General features: G+C 41.0%; 17 protein-coding genes. 13 read left to right on the top strand and 4 right to left on the bottom strand.

Translation table 11 applies throughout. The features are described from left to right. Positions 1 to 160: 160 nt before the first annotated feature. Positions 161 to 2,854, bottom strand: coding sequence for an anti-phage protein Ppl (ppl, locus tag CW749_RS16810; protein WP_101113421.1), 2,694 nt, complete (start codon positions 2,852 to 2,854; stop codon positions 161 to 163). A 278-nt stretch (positions 2,855 to 3,132) separates the two neighbouring features. Between ppl and CW749_RS16805 the strand changes: the two genes are divergently transcribed. Next, on the top strand, positions 3,133 to 4,320 hold the full coding sequence (locus CW749_RS16805) for a hypothetical protein (protein WP_101113420.1): 1,188 nt from the start codon (positions 3,133 to 3,135) through the stop codon (positions 4,318 to 4,320). A gap of 250 nt (positions 4,321 to 4,570) precedes the next feature. On the opposite strand, the gene CW749_RS16800 is transcribed toward CW749_RS16805, so the two are convergent. Next, on the bottom strand, positions 4,571 to 4,882 hold the full coding sequence (locus CW749_RS16800) for a helix-turn-helix transcriptional regulator (RefSeq protein WP_101113419.1): 312 nt from the start codon (positions 4,880 to 4,882) through the stop codon (positions 4,571 to 4,573). 105 nt (positions 4,883 to 4,987) lie between these two features. Here CW749_RS16800 and CW749_RS16795 point away from each other — a divergent pair, with 105 nt between their 5' ends. The 4 genes from CW749_RS16795 (at position 4,988) to CW749_RS16780 (ending at position 10,175) form a co-directional block, all read left to right on the top strand. Next, positions 4,988 to 5,509 carry a hypothetical protein gene (locus CW749_RS16795; protein WP_101113418.1) on the top strand — a complete coding sequence of 174 codons (522 nt, stop codon included), beginning with the start codon at positions 4,988 to 4,990 and terminating at the stop codon, positions 5,507 to 5,509. A gap of 2 nt (positions 5,510 to 5,511) precedes the next feature. After that, a complete protein-coding gene (locus CW749_RS16790; RefSeq protein ID WP_101113417.1) occupies positions 5,512 to 6,900 on the top strand; it encodes a DEAD/DEAH box helicase family protein in 1,389 nt (462 codons plus the stop codon). An 868-nt stretch (positions 6,901 to 7,768) separates the two neighbouring features. Further along, complete coding sequence (locus tag CW749_RS16785; RefSeq protein WP_101113416.1) at positions 7,769 to 8,335, top strand: hypothetical protein; 567 nt, start codon at positions 7,769 to 7,771, stop codon at positions 8,333 to 8,335. A 229-nt stretch (positions 8,336 to 8,564) separates the two neighbouring features. Continuing rightward, positions 8,565 to 10,175: an RNA-directed DNA polymerase gene (locus CW749_RS16780; protein WP_101113415.1), complete on the top strand. Its 1,611-nt coding sequence runs from the start codon at positions 8,565 to 8,567 to the stop codon at positions 10,173 to 10,175. 263 nt (positions 10,176 to 10,438) lie between these two features. Here CW749_RS16780 and CW749_RS16775 read toward each other — a convergent pair whose 3' ends face one another. Both CW749_RS16775 and CW749_RS16770 read right to left on the bottom strand, forming a co-directional pair. Continuing rightward, positions 10,439 to 11,242 carry a GIY-YIG nuclease family protein gene (locus CW749_RS16775; RefSeq protein ID WP_180958432.1) on the bottom strand — a complete coding sequence of 268 codons (804 nt, stop codon included), beginning with the start codon at positions 11,240 to 11,242 and terminating at the stop codon, positions 10,439 to 10,441. Beyond that, entirely contained in the window at positions 11,239 to 12,192 is a 954-nt protein-coding gene (locus CW749_RS16770; protein WP_145997858.1) for a hypothetical protein, read from the bottom strand. The genes CW749_RS16775 and CW749_RS16770 overlap by 4 nt, the downstream gene beginning before the upstream one ends. Before the next feature lie 932 nt (positions 12,193 to 13,124). On the opposite strand from CW749_RS16770, the gene csrD reads away from it, so the two are divergent. Genes csrD through CW749_RS16725 form a run of 8 tightly spaced genes read left to right on the top strand, consistent with a single transcriptional unit; the run spans position 13,125 to position 23,042 of the window. Then, positions 13,125 to 15,110, top strand: coding sequence for an RNase E specificity factor CsrD (gene csrD / locus CW749_RS16760; RefSeq protein WP_101113411.1), 1,986 nt, complete (start codon positions 13,125 to 13,127; stop codon positions 15,108 to 15,110). A gap of 10 nt (positions 15,111 to 15,120) precedes the next feature. Beyond that, on the top strand, positions 15,121 to 16,551 hold the full coding sequence (locus CW749_RS16755; protein WP_101113410.1) for an MSHA biogenesis protein MshI: 1,431 nt from the start codon (positions 15,121 to 15,123) through the stop codon (positions 16,549 to 16,551). Then, a complete protein-coding gene (gene pilO / locus CW749_RS16750; protein WP_101113409.1) occupies positions 16,551 to 17,195 on the top strand; it encodes a type 4a pilus biogenesis protein PilO in 645 nt (214 codons plus the stop codon). The genes CW749_RS16755 and pilO overlap by 1 nt, the downstream gene beginning before the upstream one ends. Next, positions 17,188 to 17,517, top strand: a complete 330-nt coding sequence (locus CW749_RS16745) for an MSHA biogenesis protein MshK (RefSeq protein ID WP_101113408.1) — start codon at positions 17,188 to 17,190, stop codon at positions 17,515 to 17,517. Before pilO ends, CW749_RS16745 begins: the two co-directional genes overlap by 8 nt. Positions 17,518 to 17,532: 15 nt before the next feature. After that, a complete protein-coding gene (mshL, locus tag CW749_RS16740; protein ID WP_101113407.1) occupies positions 17,533 to 19,188 on the top strand; it encodes a pilus (MSHA type) biogenesis protein MshL in 1,656 nt (551 codons plus the stop codon). Between the two features lie 2 nt (positions 19,189 to 19,190). Beyond that, the gene (locus CW749_RS16735; RefSeq protein WP_101113406.1) at positions 19,191 to 20,036 is read left to right on the top strand and encodes an AAA family ATPase; all 846 of its coding nucleotides are present in this window, start codon (positions 19,191 to 19,193) and stop codon (positions 20,034 to 20,036) included. Continuing rightward, positions 20,033 to 21,325, top strand: coding sequence for a tetratricopeptide repeat protein (locus CW749_RS16730; RefSeq protein ID WP_101113405.1), 1,293 nt, complete (start codon positions 20,033 to 20,035; stop codon positions 21,323 to 21,325). Before CW749_RS16735 ends, CW749_RS16730 begins: the two co-directional genes overlap by 4 nt. Then, positions 21,315 to 23,042: a GspE/PulE family protein gene (locus CW749_RS16725; protein WP_101113404.1), complete on the top strand. Its 1,728-nt coding sequence runs from the start codon at positions 21,315 to 21,317 to the stop codon at positions 23,040 to 23,042. The genes CW749_RS16730 and CW749_RS16725 overlap by 11 nt, the downstream gene beginning before the upstream one ends. Positions 23,043 to 23,047 lie beyond the last annotated feature (5 nt).

Here is a 23,047-nt window from a genome sequence, read left to right as displayed (position 1 = left end):
ATCTAGTCGGAACTAATACATATAAGCGAGGCGGTACGGGCTTTTGATGAGCCATGACTAGAATCACTATTCCACTGTATCCCATATTCATTAACTGCTAGATTTAAACGATTGGAATTAAAAAGCTCAACACTTAGTTGAGCTTTTTAGGTAGGTTTATCTAACCGATGATGCGTTTGAATCTTGTTTTAAAGGCTTTCTCACCACCTTCCATTTGATCACATATAAACCCTTTGACTGCAGATTCCTGAAGCCCTCCAGATATATGAGGCTCTAACCTTTGGGCTTGCTGTTTCATTCCTACCACTAGCTCCGCATCACCGTTCACAACAATTGGTGCAGAGTGAGTTACGACTACTAATTGTCTACGTTTTTTATTATTCGAAATCGCAGGGATAACAGAGCTAGCAAGCATAGCGCAATCCAAGTCATCTTCAGGCTGATCGAGTATCAGTGGATCTTCGCCATATGACATCAAAAACGACAACATAGACGCAGATTTTTGGCCTGGTGACGCCCTTTCTAATTGACGAAAGTTACCCGTCGAATCTTGGAACTCAATTTGAAGACCGTCATCAGGAAACCAACAATGTAATTCGTCTAATCTTTCATCCTGTAACTGTCCCAATCGGGTTCTTAGCGAACCGTGTATCCCTGCATAGTCACTACTATCTTCCTTTTTGAGGCAAGCGATATGAAAACTCTTCAGTTTTGCCAGTTCAGAATACCGCAGTTCTGCACTTTTAGGACTGAATTTGTTTAAATTATTTAGGTCGTACAATAAGCTATTCGGTGTATTTTCATCAAAGATGTGAGTCGCGAATTTTTCAATTCCTGAGGCATCTTGGTAACTTTTGACTAAACGCTTGCTTGAACATGCCAGAGGAAGCACCTTGATTTTCAACTCCTCTAAACCAAGATCAGCAATGAACTGATTGCGAACTCTGGTTAGTTGCTCCCTATGAGTTACAAGTTGCTTGTATACATCAGCTTTGTTTTTTTGGGTCAAAGCAAGTTCGTTTTTCAAACTTTGCTCGTTATTTAGAACCAGCTGTAACTCCGCTTGCGAGTCCATAAGAACATTGAGCTCTTCAGGGGCAACGCTGGCGTTGTTTAATTCAGAGACCTTAGTGTTCAATTCACCAGTATTATTAGCAATTCTAAGGTTGAGCGTTTGAAGAAAACTTTGTTCAGATGAATTAGCCAATTTAGCCTTTGACTCTGAAATTAATGAGAGTACTGCTGCACTCAAGGTGTCGTGGATTTCATTAACTTCTAGTTGCCACTTACCTAAATCAGACTCTCGGTCGTCAATACTCGCTGCAGTTCTCTCCGCGCAAGCACTTTCCAGTTTTTCGATTAAATCGTCCACCTTCTGCTTACTGGTTTCTGCTTTGCTTAATTTCTCTTTGTCGTTAGCGAGCGCTTGTTGTAAAGACTCTAAGCCCGCCTTTTTTAATGTCTGAAGTTTACGTTCAACGTCTTGTAATAGCCCTTTAGTGGTTGTAAGGTTTTCGATAGAGCGCTGGGCTTCACGCTCTTCAGCACAGTACTGTTTGTATTTAGTTTCAAGATTGAGCTTATCTTGTTGCCACTTAGCATAATTTACCGTTTCACTCTCATCTATTACGCGTAGAAATGAATTCGGCTTAGTCGCCATTTCATACAACATTTTTTGTGAGTAAATCGAGACTGGAAAGCGTGATGTATTGAAGGTTTCTTCTTCCTCCCATTGATCAGTTCTCTTATTCAAGTGATGGAAATGAGTATTTATCGGTGACCATGTCAGTTTGTATGTATCTTGATCTTTGCGGTACTCAAGCTCAATGAAAGAGTCAGGTGCCATAGCCCCATCCGGTCCCACCTTTTTGAATTCATCTATATTTTTTTGTTGTGTAAAAGGAAGGTTTTCATCACGACGGAGACTCAATCGCATCGCTTCTATCAACGTAGATTTACCGGAACCACGACTCCCAACAATTGAAGTATACCAAGGACTTAAGTCAATGCTAATGGGGTTAGTATTGACGTCTTGGCACATCTTGGTCTTTAACGTTAATTTGGTGATTTGCTGCGATGGGATCGCTGGAGGTTGTTCAGGACCCCGTTTTATACAATGCGTAGGATCAGATAGTGCGACTTTTAGCCCCTCAAAAGAAGGTTCTATCATTTTGACCCAAGTGTAGCCTTTACCCATTTCATCAATAGAATGTGCGTCAGACCCTTTTACCCAAGCGAGATCTTCGATGAGTTTCTTCTGATAGGTTTCGAGATCATCAAACTCTCTTATTAGCTCTATAGCATCAGGACTTGCATCGAAAACACCCTTTACAGAGCCTTGGTTGGAATTCTTGAAAATCCCTTTATGCATATCAACATGCGCCAAAATGGCCAAAGCAGGTGTAGAAAAGCCATGGATAGCCTCAACAATGCCTCGTGTGCCAAATGAGAGTTCCAATGAATGATTCTTGCATTGGGATGAAGGAAGACCGCAACGACCCACCAACTCGCTGATAGTTGAGGATGTAGCGTTGTCATGCAAGATAGCAAGAACATGCACGTTACCCGCCGCTGTGAGCTCCACTGCAGGCATAATAACAATGTCCCTATATCCATTACTCTCACCAGACTCGAACTCAGCTTTGAGTGTTTCTAGTTCAATTCGAATTTTATCTAGACCTGCGCCCGTATTGTGGTCACTCAATACCACACAATCAACTTCATTGGACATTTGACCAAGGAGCCATTCACGACTAGTACAGGCAAGAATCTTGCTAGATCTAGGAAAATCATCTGAGGCAGGAGAATGACAATGAAAATCAACTTTAAACCATTTGCTACCAACAAATTGCAACTTGTGCTCCTAATGCAAATAAGCAACCGTATTGTTATGTGTTCCGTATGATATGTGAGGTTATTTTTACTTTCAATGTTATGCAATAAATTTACACTTGTATGTTATGGGGCATATCGTAATCATATCGTGAATGTGTGAATCGCAATTCTATCTAATCCAAGTCGGGTCACTCAGTTTGGCGGTTGATTTAATATTTAAACCTTGATTTGAGGCACTTACCAAAGCCTCTATTTCCTCTATTATCCTGTTATATTTAGGAATTTCGGTATTCTGATATGAGCTTTACTCCCAAAAAGATGTTTAACATCCAAGCCAGTAAAGTACTGAGCCATAAACTTAAGTACATAGATTTGGAATATGTGGAAGAGTTGTTCGGTAAGTACTGCCCTATCAACAGTAATATGCTTGCTCACATCATTGATGAAGCACTAGATAACATTAATCAAGGTTATAGTGTCACAACGAGCAAGCAACGCTTTAAAAGCGAAGATCCAGCTGTATCTCAATATATAACTGGCAGTATTGATAAACTTCTTAAGCACAACAAATCTAAGAAATCACACTCTTGGGATTTATGCGGAGATTTTGATTTTGATATCACGCACGAAAGCCATGATAGAAAGGAAGATATCCCACACAACCCAATTCAAACCTACATCCATCCATTTTTTGCTCATCCTGAATACGCTCGAAAAAAACACGAAGTAAGAGTCCTATTTAGGCTTCTTCATCATAGTTTTGAAGGAACTTCATGGGGTATAGCTGTGCCAGTTCAACTTTTAATGAAAGGTGCTAAAAGGATTAGCAATTGCCATTTTGGATACGGACATCAGATCTGTGTTGCTGATGGCAATGATTATAAAGAATACCACTATATTGGGATTACAAAGCGTAGTTGGTTACAGAGGATGTCTGAACACTTCAATGAAGTTAGAACTGGCAGTAACAAAACCTTTCACAAGGCATGGCGTGAATTTACTGGCAAGAAAAACGTAATATTTACATCAGAACTAATTGTATATAACCACAATTACAAGCAGATCATGGATTGGGAAGAGTTCATTGTTGATCAGTGTATGGCTAATGGTAACTCTTTAAATATGATACCTGGTGGCTTTAAAGGTTTACGATTTCTTCACGAGCACAGTATAACAGATAGAGAACGCATCTCGCTTGAAGAAAGAGATGCGGCAATTTCAGATTATCAACGCCTTAACCCAAATAAAGGCGTGCCAAACTTGATGGTAAGCAAATTATGGTGTGATCAAGATTATGTGAACCGTGTGATTTGCGGTCATAGTAACAGACTAACAGTCGACCAGGTGCTCGAAATTAGAAGGCTATCTTCTAAACATAACCTGACCTTTATTATGAAACAACTTGGACTTAATGATCGTTCTCAAGTTGAACGAGTTATGAAAGGTAAAACATATAACAAAGTGGCTAAAAAGCGTCTATCTTAATAATCACCGACTTGATGAACATTCAGGAACTTGGATAACCTAGAGCATAACTAAATTATTTGTCATACCTTAACTAATTCATATCTTGCTAAATTAGTAAGACTGCAACTATGGGCTATCCAAAAACGTTATAGATACTTATCTTATGGACTATTTGGATAGCATGAGATGTTATCAATGCACTGTTGCTCAAATTAGATAGAAATACACTTACCTCACGTAACCAGCCTAAAGTAAACCCTCTTACTTCTTAATCTTTATTTTGACTCAGAGCTGCAATGAGTTTCTTTCTTTCGCTCTCTGTCATTTCAGCGATCATACACGCCAGCTCAGCAGAACTTTCATCCTCACAAAAGAAAAAGTTGAGTGGCACACCAAGTTCATCAGCAATGAGCTTTAATGTTTGAACATCTGGAGTGTGTTTACCTCTTTCGTATTGATTCATTCGAGCACTAGCTGAACTTGCATCCATGCCTATACGCTCTCCCAAGGCTTTTTGGGAGATCTTTGCTTTTTTCCGAGCTTGTTTGAGTCGCGCTGTGATTGGGTTTTGGAATGACACTTAGGTTTCATTTCTATGATCTCAAGTTAACTAAGATTTTCTTAGTTTTCAGGAAAACTGTATACTAAGCAATCCTTAGTTTTTGAGTGGGTGTTGTTTAAGAAAATGAAACGTTCTCGAAGAATCAGTGCAGTCATGCACAAGTTGTTGATTGAACATAGTTTAGATGGATTTACCGTGCTAGAAGCTAGGGATCTGTGGCTATCAGTTGATGATAAAAAATGTAATTCAAGTGAAGCTCGCAAAAAGGTGTATCGAGCCATTTTTAACTTTGAAAAGAAAAACTGGTTACGATGTGAGGGTTCTGGTCGAAACAAACGTTACTTTCAAACGGAACAATTTAGAAAACAACCGAGCTATGCAGCGTTAAACCATCAATCCGGAATAAATCACGAAAATACTAACCAGGATTATTCCGTTCTGATCAAAGAGCGCAATGAGTATAAAGGCGAGCTTGAAATCTTGCTTGGAGAGGTAGACGAGTACCAGTCGATAATATCTCGATTCCCCGAGCTAGAAAGCAGACTCGCTCCAATTCATCAACAAGCTAAGGAACGAGGCGCTATGTTGCTCGGCAAATTAAACGCTTTAACAACCGTTTTGAATACTCTGAGTACAGGTGGTTAGTCATGCTAAGAAAATGGCAAAGTGAATGCTCAGATAAAGCTTTAGAAAAATACTCAAAGAATCTACCCCATTTCTTTTGCCAAGCTACTCCAGGGGCTGGTAAGACAGTACTTGCCGCTAATATTGCATCAAGATTACTACAAAATAAAATGGTTGATCTTATATTATGCTTCTCACCATCCTTGGCTGTATCTGATGGCATTAAAAAGACGTTTTCATCAATCCTTGATTGTACTTTTAACGGCGGCATGGGGGCGATTGGGCAATCCCTAACATACCAGTCTATTCAGTTCCTTAACGATGAGTTTTGGCAAACATTGAAAAACCATAGAGTTTTTGTCGTGTTTGATGAGATTCATCATTGCTCTGGTTCTGAGATTGAAAATGCAAACATTTGGGGGCAACAAGTTCTTACAAAGATACAAGGACTTGCTACTTTCACACTCGTGCTTTCAGGAACACCATGGAGATCAGACTCTTTACCGATTGTATTGGGTGAATACAGCGATCCAGATGGGCAACTACTTGTCGACTACCAATATACTCTTAAACAAGCTATTGATGATTGTGTCTGTAGAGCACCTAAAATCGTGCTGATCGATAATGAGCATTTGTCTGTCACTAGCAATGAGAAGATGGAATCTTTTTCATCAATCTTAGAGATGCTTAAAAAAACGAAAGCCTCTTACCAAAGCGTCATACATAACCAAGAGGCTATGGAATATTTACTTGGCTTAGGGTGTGAACGATTAGCCAAAGTACGCCTTGATTCTCCTACTGCGGGGGGATTAGTTGTTGCCGCTTCCGTTCAACATGCACAAGCAATTAAAGAAATTATTTCTCAAAAATTTGGTCAAACCGTCTCAATTGTTACCTATCGTCATGAAGAGCCTTTAGCTGAAATAGAGCGTTATAGACAAAGTGATGCTCAATGGATTGTGAGCATAGGTATGATCAGCGAAGGAACTGATATTCCGCGCCTTCAAGTATGTTGCCACATGAGTTCGGTCAAAACTGAACTGTACTTCCGCCAGGTGTTAGGGCGTATACTTCGAGTCAACTCCTCAACTTCCCAGCAAGCTTGGTTATTTACGTTTGCAGAACAAAGCCTCATCCAGATTGCTGAGCGAGTTGAGGAAGACATCCCTGAGTCTTGTCTTTACGTATTTATGGGAAAATCAATAGAATCTGGATTTTCTCATCAACGAAGTCATTTGGATGATGAGAAGCCTTTGCTTGAATCTCAAAGCCACCAAGGTTCAAATGTATCTTGGGGAAGTTGTACCGATGGTATAAGCAATCATAACGAGACCATAGAGGCGTTTGATGAGCTGCGACTTGGGGCGTTTAGGCAAAGGGTAATTTCGGCTTTTTCTGGTCTTGGAGAATAAATGAAAAAGCTAACAAAACAGTACTGAAGACTAGGATTTTTAGAATTGCTATCCAAGAATTTATGAATAAATCAAATTTATTGTCATCACTTCAGAGTCAAGTAACCTGGTGTAAACTCTTGAGGCAGGGGTCTCTGAAGATGGGTATTGGTCTCAACACGTAGAAATTGCGCCTAAGGTTACATCACACCTTTAAAGGTCATGACGAAACATGGTAAAGAACATCTAATTAGATACTTAAACCAAAAAAATACTTTGTGGGTATAAATAATCCATTCTTAATAAGAATGAAGCTGGTCAACGAAGCATTCGCAAAACTCAAATCTGGGTTGGTTGCGTAGCACTTTTACTCAATATTGAGTCTGTAGATTCGTTCATTTTTGGGCACTTTCTAAATCGAATATACCTCCAAATGCTTCAGAAGGTATAGAATTGGCAATAAGATTAGCTAATGTGCAAAGCATGCACATTGCTCATTAAGTAACTATCGAGGAATCCTAAGTAGTTGCAGTGTTTGCAACAACTCCTATATGCCCCAATTTTGCAACAGCCTATTGCAAAAATCAGTCTGAAGTAATTTTGCCAACAGGTTGTTGGGCAGACTCTTGTTTCGAAAATCACGTCTGCCCCGAACCTTGTTAGAACCAAAGAATGTACAATCTAGCCAGTACGGCGCTAGACCAAGTAAATCTAATCAGTACTTTGGGCATTAGTACGGTAACGTTTCTTCGTTATACCTCGAAACGCTCTGCCAATTCACACAAAAAGCTGATACTTGTTGAGTTTCATAATAAATGACAGCAACATAGATTGAATGTAAACATGGAAAAACTCTGTCTATAAGAGTTATAGCAATTTGAGGATGACTATGTCTGAAAGTTCACGAGTTGAACAGCTAAGCTCAGAAATCGAGTCTTATTTAAATTATAGGAGTCAATTGGTTGAGGGTGAAACCAAGGTTTCTGAGGGACTTGATAAAGCTGTGCTTGCAATTTCAAGTGCAGGTTTAGGTTTAACATTTACCTTGTTTGATAAGCTCTATATTGAAGGTAATGTTGACAGCTTGATATATGCAAAATCGAGCTGGGTATTTTTTGTGATCTCGGTGTTCTTTGTTTTATCTAGTCTGCTGCTTTCAGGGTACTTGTATTATCGTAATAGGGAACTTTCAGATAGCATTATTCAGAACAGAATAAGTATTAGAAGTGCGATTCAAAATGAAGATGATGAGGTTCCTGAAGAGGAGGCGTTTTCTGAGAATAAAATACTAGTTTTTGTTGCTCGCCTTTCACACTACTTTGGTGCGATAGCTCTGTTTTTTGCTATTGCTTTATTTGGACTATTTGTTTCCCACAATACAGATTTTCAAAATCTTGAATCAAATCAAGCAACAGAAGTTGGACAACCCACGAATACAACGGAGATAAAAAAATGAATGATAAAACTCCACCTAGACCAGTTGATAAGCCAAGAGAAACGCCAAAACAAGCAGTCCCACCGCCACCTCCACCTCCGACTAGACCAACGAGACGCAGTTAAAATTGCTATAACACACGCTTTAAATCTGACTCGAAAACGCGTGCAGAACTCGCTAGCGCTCAGACATGGCACGCGTTTATTCACAGTTTGAGTGAGCATTAGCGATATTAGTAAGGTTAGGTGAAATGTTAGAAAAATTACTTAAAAAAGGTTATTTCCCACAAGAAATTCCAACGACATTTAGCACTATCAACTATGGAGACGTGCTGATAGATCCGAGGAATAATCTTTCCAGACCATTCACGTATAACCGAGATGGGCCAGTCTATAGCAGCGAATGTGCGAAGTTTAACTTGGCTAGACGAGGGAAATTGCGCCGCCCATTAAGAATTCCCAACCCTATAAATTATTATCAGCTCGCAAAGCTGATATCAGACCATTGGGCTGATTTTGACTCCGTTTTTGACAGAGCTTCTCAATCAATTAGTCGTCCAGTTGAAGATGACTCAACCAGAGCTTTAAAATGGGAAAAGGGATTTAGCTTTCTGCCTGATTCTAAGTTAAAAACGAGGACTGCTTCTCGCTATATTCTAAAAGCGGACATCTCTAACTTCTACTCAACTATATATACTCATAGTATTCCATGGGTTTTACACACAAAGTCTTTAGCAAAGCAGCAAAGGAGTTTTCGCAAAAATCTTGGGAACAAGATTGATACCTTGGTAAGAAATTCTCAAGACCAACAAACCAAAGGGATTCCAATAGGAACTGACACTTCATTTGCTATTGCTGAACTGATTATGTCTGAAGTTGACAAGCAACTAGTAACTAAGGTTGGGACAAACTACCATCGATATATTGATGACTTTGAATTTGGGTGTAAAACCTTGCAGGAAGCTGAGCATACATTATCTGTACTGCAAGAGGTATTGTCTCAATTCGAACTGGAGCTTAACTCTTCGAAAACCGAAATAATTAAGCTACCATTAGAAGTTGATCCTCAGTGGTTACATGAACTTCAAAAGTTTGATATTAGTATGGCAACTGCTGGCGTTCAAAGAAGAACGCTGTTGTCATTTTTCGATATGACAATGGATTACATTTCAAAAGAACCTTTTGAGCCTATTTTAAAGTATGCAGTAGTTCGAACATCATCCCATATCGTTCAAAGTGCAAATTATGCGCTGTACCAGAGAATTCTTTTACAATGGGCTACCGCAGAACCATCAACATTACCTATCGTTATTGATTTTATTGCGTTCTATAAAAATGCGGGTATCCAAGTCGATATTGAAGAGATTAAACAAACTCTAGAATTGGTTATTACTGAAAACTCTAGACAGAGCCACACTAGCGAAATTTGCTGGGCTATATGGGGAATGATGCTACTCGACATTGAATTTACTTCAGAAGTGGTCGATACAATAAAGAGTATTGAAAATTCATTTGTAGCTCTCCTAACTTTGGATGCGCAGCAGCGTGGTTTGATTTCAGACGAAGAAACGTTTGAATTGTGGGAAAGTCTAATGAACCCACAAGAGCTGAAAGGTAGCAATTGGCTGTTAGCTTACGAAGCCCTTAAGAAAGGGTGGCTTGCTCCAGTTGGAGGTCAGAATTACCTAGATGAGTCCATTGGTTTTTCATTTTTGTCAGAGAAAAACGTTTCGTTTTATGACCCCGAAAAACTAAATAATTACGATCCTCAGGTAAGGTATTATAACTTTAGTAGACTAAACGCGGAGCAATTGAGGTATTTCTTATACAGAGACCGTCCTATAAATAGAGCATCATTCTAAATATGACTAACAAATAATCAAAGCCTCAATATACTTTTCTAGTTAGACATAGGCGTGCTAGAGCACCAGCTCTAGCACGCTTATGTCCAATTTCGAGTTAGTGGATTCATCGCTAGCTCATTTCTGCCGCAGAATGAGTTAGAGTTTTGACTCGCTATATACCTTAAATTGTAGTTGTGACTTAATATAACGAACCAATTAATGCTTAAGACAAAAACGTCTATCACATGGATGACTGATTTACTTAACCACGATAGGTATACCTAGATAATACCTACAGCTTCCAAGTATTCACTCTTTATAGTGTATTGGCTTAGTTCATCGATAAATTCTACAAGCTCTCCCTCATATTTGAACCACTCTCGACCTTTGCCATCAACAAGCCAATCACTAAACTTTTTGTGTAAACTCCTCTCAACAGTTAGACCACCATGAAGCACGACAGTAAGCAGAGTCAAAGGACCAGTTTTGTACTCTCGTTTAACGGCATCCATCCTATTATTAATATTTTTTGATATGCCTATCTTCACAAGACCTTTCGACTCATCCAGAAGGAAGTACACAGATTGCTGTTCGTGTAGGTTAGGTTCGTACCAAAGCCTTGGCGAAACAAAATAGTTCTCTACTCCAACAGCAGGTGACATTAGATACGGTTTGATTGAATCCCACTTCTTGATGGCCAACATATAGCGACTCTTCTTTATAATCTCTGAAATTGCGCGATTACACTTTGTTTGGTTACCAAGAAGCTTGTAGAACCCCGATTTATCACAGTTAAACCTTCCGTTAGGCATCCACACAGAAATAGGGTCTAGTCGGTCATCATCGTAGTCAGTCTTAAGGGCAAGCCTACGCCCGTAAACAGTATTGGTCTCAAAATTCTTTGACAAATAACGTCTCAAAAAGTCACTGGCTACCTTGTTAGGGGGCTTTCCTTTCTTATTAGCCTCTTTTTGAAACTTATCGAATTGGTCTGAGGAAAACACTTCGCTCATAATAAGAGCTTGCTCACAATGAGTTAGATTTTTGAATCGCTCAAGAACAATACTAGACACCTTGTTGCTCATAGTGTTCGCTCTCCAAACATCCATTGAGATGAGCTAGTTTCAAATGAAAGTTCTATTCCTAGATCCCATATTTTTCCTTCCTCGTCTGTGCTCCAAGCAAAGTCACCGCCCATACTAAGAAGTTCCTTGAATAAATCGTACACAGCGCCGTGAAGAGTGTCCCCCCCTCTTTTGCGGTAGAAATCTAGGGCTTTTACGTTTTGAATTTTACATACCCTTACAGTTCCTGTGTACCCAACGCTGCGCAGCTGCTGAATAACCAGCTTCAGATAGGCGATGAAGTACTTACTGAACCAACCTCGTTCACAAATAGATAGATTGTTACTCACGCCATCTCTTGATGGTCGGCATAAATCTAGATCAAACTCTCGAACGGTAATATCCACTTTTTTACCTCTGAATCGGTAATAAGCATAAAAACTAAACCCATACATAGCAGGTTCTATATGACCGTTGTGCAGTTGAAGTTTAGTTTTGTCCTTCCCTGATAGTATTCGGGAAACTGTATCGTCCCTAAACTCAAGCTCGCTAATCAGCTCAGAACTATCCCATGGTATACATTCTTCTTGATGCTCATTCATTGCGTGAAGAATTGCATCAATTGTATTACCAGAAATCTGGTTAAACTTTTCTTCTAGAATCTTATGCAAGATACTGCCATGAACGTGAATGTTTTTATTGAAATGCTTTCTAATTGCATCAAAGTGGGGGAGAACAACACCCTTAAACTCATCAACCTTGCTTTGACCAAATATGTTGATGAATGGAGTAACAGCATTTACCTCTTCTATGGATATTTTAGCACCAGACTTTTCTAGCAGTTCACCCCAATCATAACAATTGAACCAATATGCTGTAATCTCTTGAGCTTCTGAACGCTTTAGGTCGAAGGTTCTAGATAGGTGTTTTGCGTGAGTCTTTGCCTCACGAACGGTAGGGTATCTATACATGGTATTAAGCACCGGTTTTTCTTGTGTGCCTACGTACCACAAGAACAGTGATACTTAATCAGATGGTGGTAGTTGGATTTACCTGCGCTGCATTTCGCTTCGTCCGTAGGCTGACTGGTCGCGCTAACCGATAACTAATTTATTGAAAAGGTTGGTATAAGTCAAATCAATTATTATCGGTTTAACTTGGAGGCGGTTTAGAGGAAGAACCTAAATCGTTTATGTCCAGTTTCGAGCTGTCGAAAGTGATAAGTTCAAGTGTTGTGGGTAATGATTAGGTAACTCGTTTGATCATCTGTTTTTAGGGAAAGGTCTATGTCTCTGGTTGTTTTAGCGTAACTACTTATAACCAGTATTGCGAAGGTGCAGAAGTGTAGTGGTCTAATGATCTACTAGACCACTACAAAGTTAGACGTAGCTAATACCAACTTCGAGTGGCTAAAATGTATCGGTGCTAGCAGGGATTATGAGACGTGAATTTCGGAACGACTATAAAAGCGTTATACTCGTCCCTCAAAGCAAGGAATTGTAAAGTTTAGGGGCTAATACTTAGTAACTTAACGAAAAACTTAACAAATTTTACGTTTTAGGCTTTTAACTGATTGTTTAATAATGGGTTGGTTTTTGTTTTCCTTGCTTAAGGTCATCACAACCGTTATAAATTTACAGAAGAATAAACGAATCTCAGTCTTTGAGCATTTCGCAATATTCAACAAAGCCGCGATTTTTCGCGGCTTTTGTTTAGGTTTTTCATTGAATAACTTGTGTATCATCCATTCCCTATTCACAATATACCCAAGTAACCTCAAGGTATTAGGCTACTTGGGCATGATATCGATTGTGCGATTCTTAGGAAATGAAACTTCGTGTTACTCGTTCAACAGAGCCAGGAAGTCTTACTTGAACTAGCAAGAAAAGGAATTCGCCTGACAATGCGATATACCCCCACGCTCAAATTAAGTACTCGATTGGTTGCATTTGTAACCATGATCGTCGTCAGCGCAATGTTCATCCTTTTTATTGGTGGGACGCTTTCGTTCAAGCGAATAGGACAGGAATATGTCCACCACTATATTTCAGGTATTGCAGACGTCGTTGATTCTGAACTGGATAACCCTGAAGCAGCAGAATCTATGGCTAAATGGCTGCCAAAGCTACTTCAGGCAAGTAATGTACTTGAAATGGACGTTACCTCGCCATCAGGCTCGATGTATCACTACAAAGATACTCGCTCATTTTTGCAAGTAGAACGCGCTCAACAACTCACTTATCCGTTACAGCACCACTCAGGTTATCAGATTCATTTTACAGTATTGCCACCTTATGTTGGGCTTGAGTATTCTGTTGGTGCGATGTCTTCGATTACGCTAGCGGTTTTATTGATTGTTTTTTGCTTAATACAGGGCATTAAGTGGCTGAAAGAGCAGCTATATGGCTCTGAACTTTTAGAAGAAAGAGGGCGAATGATCTTAGCAGGCAAAACACAAGAATTTGCCAAAGGTGATCTGCGAGAGTGGCCCTTCACCGCAAGTGAGGCGTTAGATAAGTTAATCGAAGAGTTGAGAGATTCGCGCCAAGAGCGTAGCCGCTTTGATACCTTTATTCGCACACATACTTTTTTAGACCAACTTACAGGCGCTGCTAATCGGGTACTCTTTGACTCAAAGTTAGAGGCAAGTTTACAAGAAGCGGGATCATACGGCGGGATTGTATTATTTAGAATCAAAGCTTGGGATGATGTTATCTCATTCAACGATAAGGTTTCCGTCGATGAATTTACTATTGAAGTTGGGCAAAGCTTATCAAACATTGTTCAGCGCTTTCCGGATGTTATTTTCTCACGCTATTACGAGTCTGACTTTGCCATTTTGGTTCCTCATCAAGGCAGCAAAGAAATAGAAGCACTTTGTAGCCAAGTTATTAAGCAGATTTCCAAAATAGAGCCACTTTCGCCATTATCTCCTGATAATTGGTGTCATATCGGCGCAAGTTTATATTCTGAAGGGGAAAGGCGTGGCTATATATTAGATGAGGCTGAAACGGCGCTGAAAACAGCACAAATAGAGTCAGCGAATAATTGGTCTCGGTTTGATAAAAAGCAAAAGAAAGATATTGCCAGAGGAAATGTCCGTTGGAGGACATTGTTCGACAAAACACTTTGCTCGTCTAATATACAAATATATTCACAACCATGCTTTATAAGAGAGAATCAACAAGAAGAATTATTACATCATGAATTGTTTCTAAGATTGAAAGATGAAAGTGGTGCAATTATAAAAGCTTCTCGATTTATGGCAGCTATCGAACAAGTTGGTTATGAAACCGCCATGGATCGTGTTGTAATTCAAGAAATTCTTGACTGGTTAAAGACGAAAAACGAAAGAATATGTTATTCTTTAAATATAAATGTGCTTCCATTCAAAGAAAAACTCTACACACGTTGGCTACGAGATGAGTTATTACAACTACCAAGTGAAATACGAAAGAGTATTAGCTTTGAATTTTCAGAAAGTAGTTTGGTAAAAAATTTAGATTATGTACGCCCAGTTATTCGTATGATTTCTGGATTGGGGTGCAAAATTATAGTCCACCAGGCTGGCAGGACAATTGCAAGTACACATTACATAAAAGATTTGGATGTTGACTATCTTAAATTGCATCGCAGTTTGATAAAAAAAATAGACCAAAGACAAGAAAATCAGTTGTTCATAAGAAGTTTAATTGGCGCTTGCATGGACAGTAAAACTAAAGTTATTGCTGTTGGGGTCGAAAATAATTCTGAATGGATGGCTTTGCAAAATTTGGGCATTGATGGGGGACAAGGTCGGTTTTTCGAAAAAGAAGAGCTGCTCTTTCCTAAGCGTCTTGCATCAAAGGTTAAAATTGGTCGCAGAAATCGATGGCGACAGAAAATATGAGCAGTAACTAATGAATAAAATGGTTTCTTTGCTAGAACGCTTGAAAGGAAAAAGTTCCAGTACGAAAAAGGTGAGTATCGCTCTCCTTGAAGATGCCGTTTACTGCTCATTTGACAATAATGTCGAATCATTCTCAGTAAAAGAGAAAGGTTGGGAGAAAACACTTCTCAAGCTTTTGGCTGAAGAACAATACGCAAATTCCAGCGTCGTTATTGTTTTAGGTTCCCATCATTATCAAACTTATCAAATTGAACGGCCTGAGCTACCAGAAGAAGAATGGTCAGTCGCCCTTCCTTTTTTACTTAAAGATCTTATCGCTGAACGAGTATCAGACATCGTTGCGGACGGCATCGCATTACCTAACAGCAATAAGATCCAAGCATACGTACTGAGCAAGAGAATACTCACCCCACTACTGGCTATATTAGAAAAAAGCCAAGTAGAGTTAGACAGAATTTTACCCGAAGATGAAGTTTGGGGGCAGACTCACCAGCAAGCCGAAGATTTTTTATTGCTCCACCAAAGTGCACACAGCAATTTTAAAATCAATGCTTACGTTGGCAGAGACATATGCTTTCACAGGACCATTCGTGGAGTGTCAGCCCCACTTACGGGTCCTCAAGCAAGTAGCCTGCAAATTGATGGACTTGCACTCGAAATGCAACGTTCGATCGATTATCTCAGCTCTCAAATCAAACAGGCACAGTTCCATAAACTGTTTATATGTTGCGATGATGAAGTTGATGAAGAACTGACTTCTGCATTGGAAGAAAGGTTAAGTGTCAAAGTCGGAACGTTAATGGATGAAGACAAGCGTTGTGGGGAAGTGCTTTCTCACTACGCTCTTGGCGCCCAATACCATGTCAACCTATACCCAGAACACCTAAAGCCAAAAAAAGAATTCTTTACCTTGCCTGTTGTGGCTGCAAGTTGGTTGATCGTTGGATTAGTCATGCTGGGCTACTACGGATTCAATGAATATCAGATTCGTAATGAAAAAACGAAAATTACACGTTTGTCAGATCAATCCAAGGTACTTAAAACTCAGTTATCTGAACTGAAAACTATGTTGGGTGAGCATAAACCCTCCCCAAATAAACTCGACGCCGTGGTCAGAATTGAAAAAGAGATAAAAGCAAAAGAAGCTTCTCTTAATGCCGTTGGGCAGTTTGATAATCAAAAGCAAGTGGGTTACTCGGGTATCATGAGTGCGTTATCTCGGTTAGGTAGAAATGATATATCCCTTAGCCAAATAACCATTAGCCAGAACACACTTAATGTATCAGGTCTAGCTCGAACGCCAAGTGCAGTTCCTGGCTGGATTAAACAATTTAGAAATGAGTTAGATTTAGTCGGCCGTAATTTTGAGCAGCTCAATATTGGTAGAAATGACGACGATATAGTGACGTTTGAGCTGCAAGCAAAAAGAGGGGGTGAGTAATGGCACTTCTTCAAGATTTAAGTGAGAAGTTTTCAGCTCTTTCTAGCCGAGAGAAATGGTTAATTACGGCTGGTGGATGGGTCGCGATCTTCTTCATCATATTGACGTTCTTTTTGGAGCCGTCATTCAAAGTCAAAGCTTCTCAAAACAGTGAGTACTCTTCTTTAACACAGGCAATAAAAACAACCCAAGACTTGATTGCAACGGTCAATAAACAGCTTAGAACTGATCCAAACAAAGAGGTTGATGAAGAGCTTGCTCGTTTAAAAAAACACAGCCAACAGTTATCCGAGCGTTTGGAGTTGTTGGTTGAATCTTTAGTTACTCCAAGCCAAATGGCTGAATTGTTAGAAAATGTACTCGTTAGTAGTAAAGGGCTAAAATTAGAAAGTCTAAACTCTCTGCCTGCTGAACCCATCATCGCTGGTGGAAGTTCTCAAGCAGTAGGCTACTACATTCATCCTGTAAAAATTGAAATTACAGGTCGATATTTTGATATAAAAAATTATTTAATTGAACTTGAGAGTATGCCCACCACGTATTTTTGGCGCAGCTATCAATATCAAGTTGAAGATTACCCGTCAGCACGTTTGGTTCTTATTGTCTATACATTAGGTACAGGACAGGAGTTTATCGGTGGTTAGAATTTTTTTAGCTTTAGCCATAATATTTAGCTCTTTTGGGTACGCTAACCAAGATCCTACCGCTCCACTTGGTTGGCAAGCACCAAAGACAACAACACAGAAACAAATTAAGAAAAAAGCAATCGCACCAGTACCGACACTGCAATCTATTATTTGTGCAGAAGGTGCACCATGCTATGCCATCTTAAATGATAAAGTTGTAGAGAAAGGGAAGTACATTCAAGGGTATCTGGCCAACAGGATCGAACCAGAATTTGTAGATTTGATAAAGAGCGGGAAAAAATGGCGACTAGAGCTATTTCCCTCTGACATTAAACACTAAGGTTTCATAGACATTATGCGTAATATTGTAGTAATAGCCATCATCGCGTCACTAACGGCTTGCTCCATGGGGCACCGGGAGCCTGTCGAGGTTAAAGAAGCGCTTAATGAAGTGATCAATGAAGCGAGTAGCAAAAGCTTAGATGAGCTTCCTGCTTCTGTTCAGGCTGATTTGATGCCTGAGTTAGCAAACGAAGAGTTTGCGGTTTCTCCAACCTTGAAGCGCTTTCGAGTGCAAGCTAATGGTGTCGAGGCAAAAACCTTCTTTGCAAGCCTTGTTAAAGGGACGGACTACAGCGCAGCGATCCACCCTGATGTTGCGGGGCGTATTACCGTTAATCTGACCGACGTAACGTTAGACGAAGTGCTTAAAGTGGTTCGTGATCTTTACGGCTTTGAGGTCGTCCAAAGTGGAAAGCTCATTCAGGTTTACCCGGCTGGCTTACGTACCGAAACTATTCCAATTGACTACCTTCAATTTAAACGCTTAGGGCGTTCGCTTACCTCTATTACAACCGGATCCATTACCAGCAAGGATGGTGGAGGCAGCTCTAGTTCATCAAGCAACAGCTCCAGTTCATCAGGCTCGTCAAATAATTCGAGCTCGTCCAGTAGCTCCAGTACCTCTCCCACCGGTGGCACTGAGATAGAAACCATCAGTGAAAGTGATTTTTGGGTTCAACTAGAAAAAGCCGCTCAAACACTCATTGGTACAGGGGATGGTCGTAGTGTAGTTGTTTCACCTCAAGCCAGTGTATTAACGATTCGAGCATACCCTGACGAGATAAGAGAGATAAGGCAATTCCTTGGTGTGTCGCAGCAGCGCATGCAGCGACAAGTGATATTGGAAGCAAAGATCCTTGAAGTCACGCTGTCTGATGGCTATCAGCAAGGGATAAATTGGAGTGGTCTAACGTCAACATTTGGCAACGCGAGTGTGTCGATTGGTCGTGGCTTCAATCCAGCGGATGGAATTCCTGCGTTACCCGGGCTTGATGCCATTGGCTCATTGCTCGGAGGGCAAACCAACGTCACCATACAGAATGGTGATTTCAATGGTGTATTGAGTTTTGTCGGTACCCAAGGTGATCTCAATGTCTTATCAAGTCCACGGGTTACCGCTGCGAATAACCAAAAAGCTGTGATAAAGGTAGGATCGGATGAGTATTTCGTTACCGATATCTCTAGTGTGGTCGGTAGCGGTGATAATGCGAATGTTGCGCCGGACATAGAGCTCACGCCATTTTTCTCCGGTATCTCTTTAGATGTAACACCGCAAATCGATGATGATGGCTTTGTTCTTCTTCATGTTCACCCTGCGGTAATTGATGTGCAAACGCAGACAAAAGTCATCAATCTTGAAGGTAAAAAATACGAAGTCCCTCTAGCAAAGAGCTCGATTCGTGAATCGGACTCGGTCATTCGAGCGCGAGATGGTGATGTTGTCGTAATCGGCGGCTTGATGAAGTCAAACACCGTGGATCAAGTTTCCAAAGTGCCCTTCTTGGGCGATGTTCCAGGGTTGGGGCATTTATTCCGAAACGTGACCAAGCTTACTCAAAAAACAGAGCTGGTAATTTTGCTAAGACCAACCGTGGTTGGCGTGAATACATGGCAGCAAGAATTAGAACGTTCACGAGACTTATTACAAGAGTGGTTCCCTGAAGAATAATTATGTATCAGACATTTTTTGGATTTAAACAAGCGCCTTTCTCGCTAACCCCCAATACTGAATTGTTTCAGGGGTTAGTGCCGCATTACGAGGCGATCCAAACCGTTTTGTCTGCTATTGACATGGGTGAAGGTGTTATAAAAGTATCTGGGGAAGTGGGCACAGGGAAAACCATGGTGTGTCGGATGCTCATTAACCAATTAGTTGATGAAGTTTCGTTGGTGTACTTACCTAACCCACAACTTACAGGTGAAGAACTAAAAATTGCGATCGCAAAAGAGCTCGAAGTCGAAATTCGAGACAGCGATAGCTTGGTCGATGATATCCAAGCGCAATTATTAAAATTGCACCTGAATGGGAAGCGTGTTGTAGCACTGATCGATGAAGCGCAAGGTCTCAGTGATGAAGCCCTAGAAGCGATCCGATTGTTTGGAAACCTTGAAACGGAACAAGCTAAGCTAATGCAGATCGTTTTGCTAGGTCAGCCCGAGCTTGATGCGCGATTAGAGCACCACCACCTTAGACAGTTGCGTCAACGTATTTCCTTTAGTGCAACATTAAGGCCGCTTTCTATTGAGGAAGCCTTTGCGTATATCGATCATCGCGTTCAGGTGAGCGGTGGAAACGTCAATCTGTTTGATGCAAAAGTAAAAAAAGCGATTTGGAAAGCGTCACGCGGTGTTCCACGCTTAATTAACCAAGTTTGCCATAAGGCACTCTTGTTGGCATTTACGGCTAACGCGACTCATATCCATATGGAGCACGTCTATAATGCGATTAACGATACGCTAGATACAGTCAAGCCCCGGTTTAAAAAGCCATTTCTATGGGGATGGGGGGTATCATGAGCGTTATCAATAAAGCATTATCTGAAATGTCAGATAAGAAATCGCCTTCAGGGCGTATTGAAAAGGTTGATGTCTCTCCCGTTAAAAAACGTCCGCAAGCTATTTGGGCTGTCTTATTTGTCGCCCTACTGATTGCTGGGGGAGCTTGGTTTACTTTGAGTCAATCTACCAGTGAGCAAAAAATAGCTCAAATTCCTGAAAAGCGCAATCTTGATAACGCCTCTGACTCGGCAAAACCTGTGACCATGGAGGTTGCTTCGCCAACTCAGCAAACGGTTTCTAAGTCGGTAACTAACATATATCAAGATCAGGCTGCGGAAGATCCTGAAGCTTTAATGAGCTCAGTAGTATCACCAGTACCTGATGCTGTTCAAGTCGCAAATATCGAGTCAGAAAAAAGTATTGGCGAACCAAAATCTGTGTCTAAGCCGATAGCAGAGCAGGTTAAGGCAGAGGAAATACAAATAACGAAAAAAACAGAAGCTGCAAAAGCCGTTACTTCTCAGAAATCAATTACTCCTCAAAAAACATCCACTTCAAAGAAAGAGGTGAAGCCGGAAAAAACGAAGGTCGTTTCTGAAAAAGCACCTAAAGTTCAATTGGCAAATACCTCTTCGATAGCAGAAACAGATAAATTCGAGCTACCACCACAACCCATAACAGATGGTGAAATGGCGATTCAGCAAGTTGAACTTACTCCTCAGCAGCTAGCGGATAAATCGTTGTCGAGGGCAAAAAAATCGTTAGATGCCAATGATTTTGATGGAGCAATAAAAGGGTATCAATCGGCTCTGCGCTACGTTCCTAAAGATGAAGTGGTACGTAAAAAATTGGCGGCACTTTATTATGGGCGTGGCAATGTACGTCAATCTTTAGAGGTATTACAAAAAGGTATCGTGCTCGACCGAGATAGCCAAGTGCTGAGGCTTGCAGCAATGAATATATTGGTAAAAGAAGGCATCAATGAGGCCGCTTTGGGGGTGCTTGAGCATTTGCCACCTAACCCCGAGCAAGATTACCTCGCGGCTCGAGCGGGTTTAGCACAACAACTCAAAAACTACCCGATTGCACTTGAAAGTTACCAAATGCTAGTGAGAAGAGATAAAGACAATGGCAAGTGGTGGTTAGGGCTTGGAATACAGCAAGAGCGCAGTGCTCAATATTCTCAAGCAAAGGACTCATATCAGAAAGCACTTAATCGAGTAGGTTTGTCGGCACAGACCAACAGTTTTATTCGTGAGCGTATTGCTTATATCAATGACAGAGAGGCGTCTTCAAATGCAGATTAAACTACGTAAACGTCTTGGTGATTTGTTGGTTGAAGAAGGCATCATCTCAGAACATCAAGTCGAAGAAGCCTTAGGTCACCAAAAGAGTACAGGCAGAAAGCTTGGTGATACTTTAATACAGCTTGGGTTCTTAACTGAAACGCAAATGCTGACCTTCCTGTCGCAGCAGCTTAACGTGCCGCTAATCGATCTAAGTCGGGCGAATGTGGATGTTGATGCCGTTCAAATACTACCAGAGGTGCATGCTCGTCGATTGAGAGCGTTAGTTGTTGGTCGTCAGGGTGACACATTGCGTGTTGCGATGAGTGATCCCGCTGATTTATTTGCTCAAGAATCGCTGTTAAGCCAGCTTCAACAATACGCGCTTGATTTTGTAATCGCGCCAGAAAAGCAGTTAGTAGAAGGCTTTGACCGATACTATCGCCGAACAAAAGAAATTGCCTCGTTTGCTGAGCAGCTTCAAGCTGAGCACCAGGTGAGTGATACGTTCGATTTTTCTTTTGGAGACGATGAAGACAGTGAAGAGGTTACAGTTGTAAAACTGGTTAACTCTCTGTTTGAAGATGCCATTCAAGTTGGCGCATCCGATATTCACATTGAACCGGATTCAAATGTACTAAGACTTAGACAGCGCGTTGATGGTGTGCTTCATGAAACACTGTTGAATGAGGTTAATATTGCGTCAGCACTCGTGTTGAGGCTCAAATTGATGGCGAATCTGGATATTTCAGAGAAACGCTTACCTCAAGATGGTCGTTTCAATATTCGCGTGAAAGGTCAGTCTGTAGATATTCGTATGTCCACGATGCCCGTTCAGCATGGCGAATCGGTGGTTATGCGACTGCTCAACCAATCTGCTGGCGTTAGAAAACTCGATGAATCGGGCTTACCTGAAGATTTATTGCTGAGATTGCGAAAACAGCTCCGACGCCCTCATGGCATGATCCTCGTTACTGGGCCGACGGGTTCTGGTAAAACAACCACGCTTTATGGTGCGCTTTCCGAATTAAATGAACCAGGCAAGAAAATCATAACAGCGGAAGATCCCGTTGAGTATCGGCTTGAACGCGTTAACCAAGTTCAAGTAAACACCAAGATTGATCTCGGATTCTCTAAGATTTTAAGAACATTCTTGCGCCAAGATCCCGACATTATATTGGTGGGGGAGATGCGTGACCAAGAAACGGTGGAGATTGGGTTAAGAGCTGCATTAACGGGTCACTTAGTATTAAGCACCTTACACACAAACGATGCTATCGACAGTGCGCTGCGTATGATGGACATGGGGGCACCCGGCTACTTGGTCGCCAGTGCGGTAAGAGCGGTTTTGGCTCAGAGACTAGTAAGAAAAATATGCCCAGACTGCAGTACTCACGATCATGTCGATGAGTCTCGAAAGCAATGGCTCGGAAGCCGATTCCCAAATCAAGCGGATGCCACTTTCTTTAAAGGGCGAGGGTGTCAAAACTGCAATTTAACAGGGTATCGAGGTCGAGTAGGGGTCTTTGAATTACTGGAGCTTGAACAGCATATGATGGACGCACTTCGTTCAGGAGATGCGGTGGAATTTGCAAAGCAAGCTCGCAGAGCACCAGGGTATAAACCGTTACTGGCTTCTTCTATGGAGCTCGCTTTGAAAGGTGTGGTGAGTTTAGATGAAGTTATGAATCTCGGTGAAGGCGACTCTTCAGCGACCATCGAGCCGATTCTGCTCTAAGGTTA

The organism is Vibrio sp. vnigr-6D03, from assembly GCF_002835515.1.
Taxonomy (GTDB): Bacteria; Pseudomonadota; Gammaproteobacteria; order Enterobacterales; family Vibrionaceae; genus Vibrio; species Vibrio penaeicida.
This window is presented reverse-complemented; position numbering and strand designations above follow the sequence as displayed.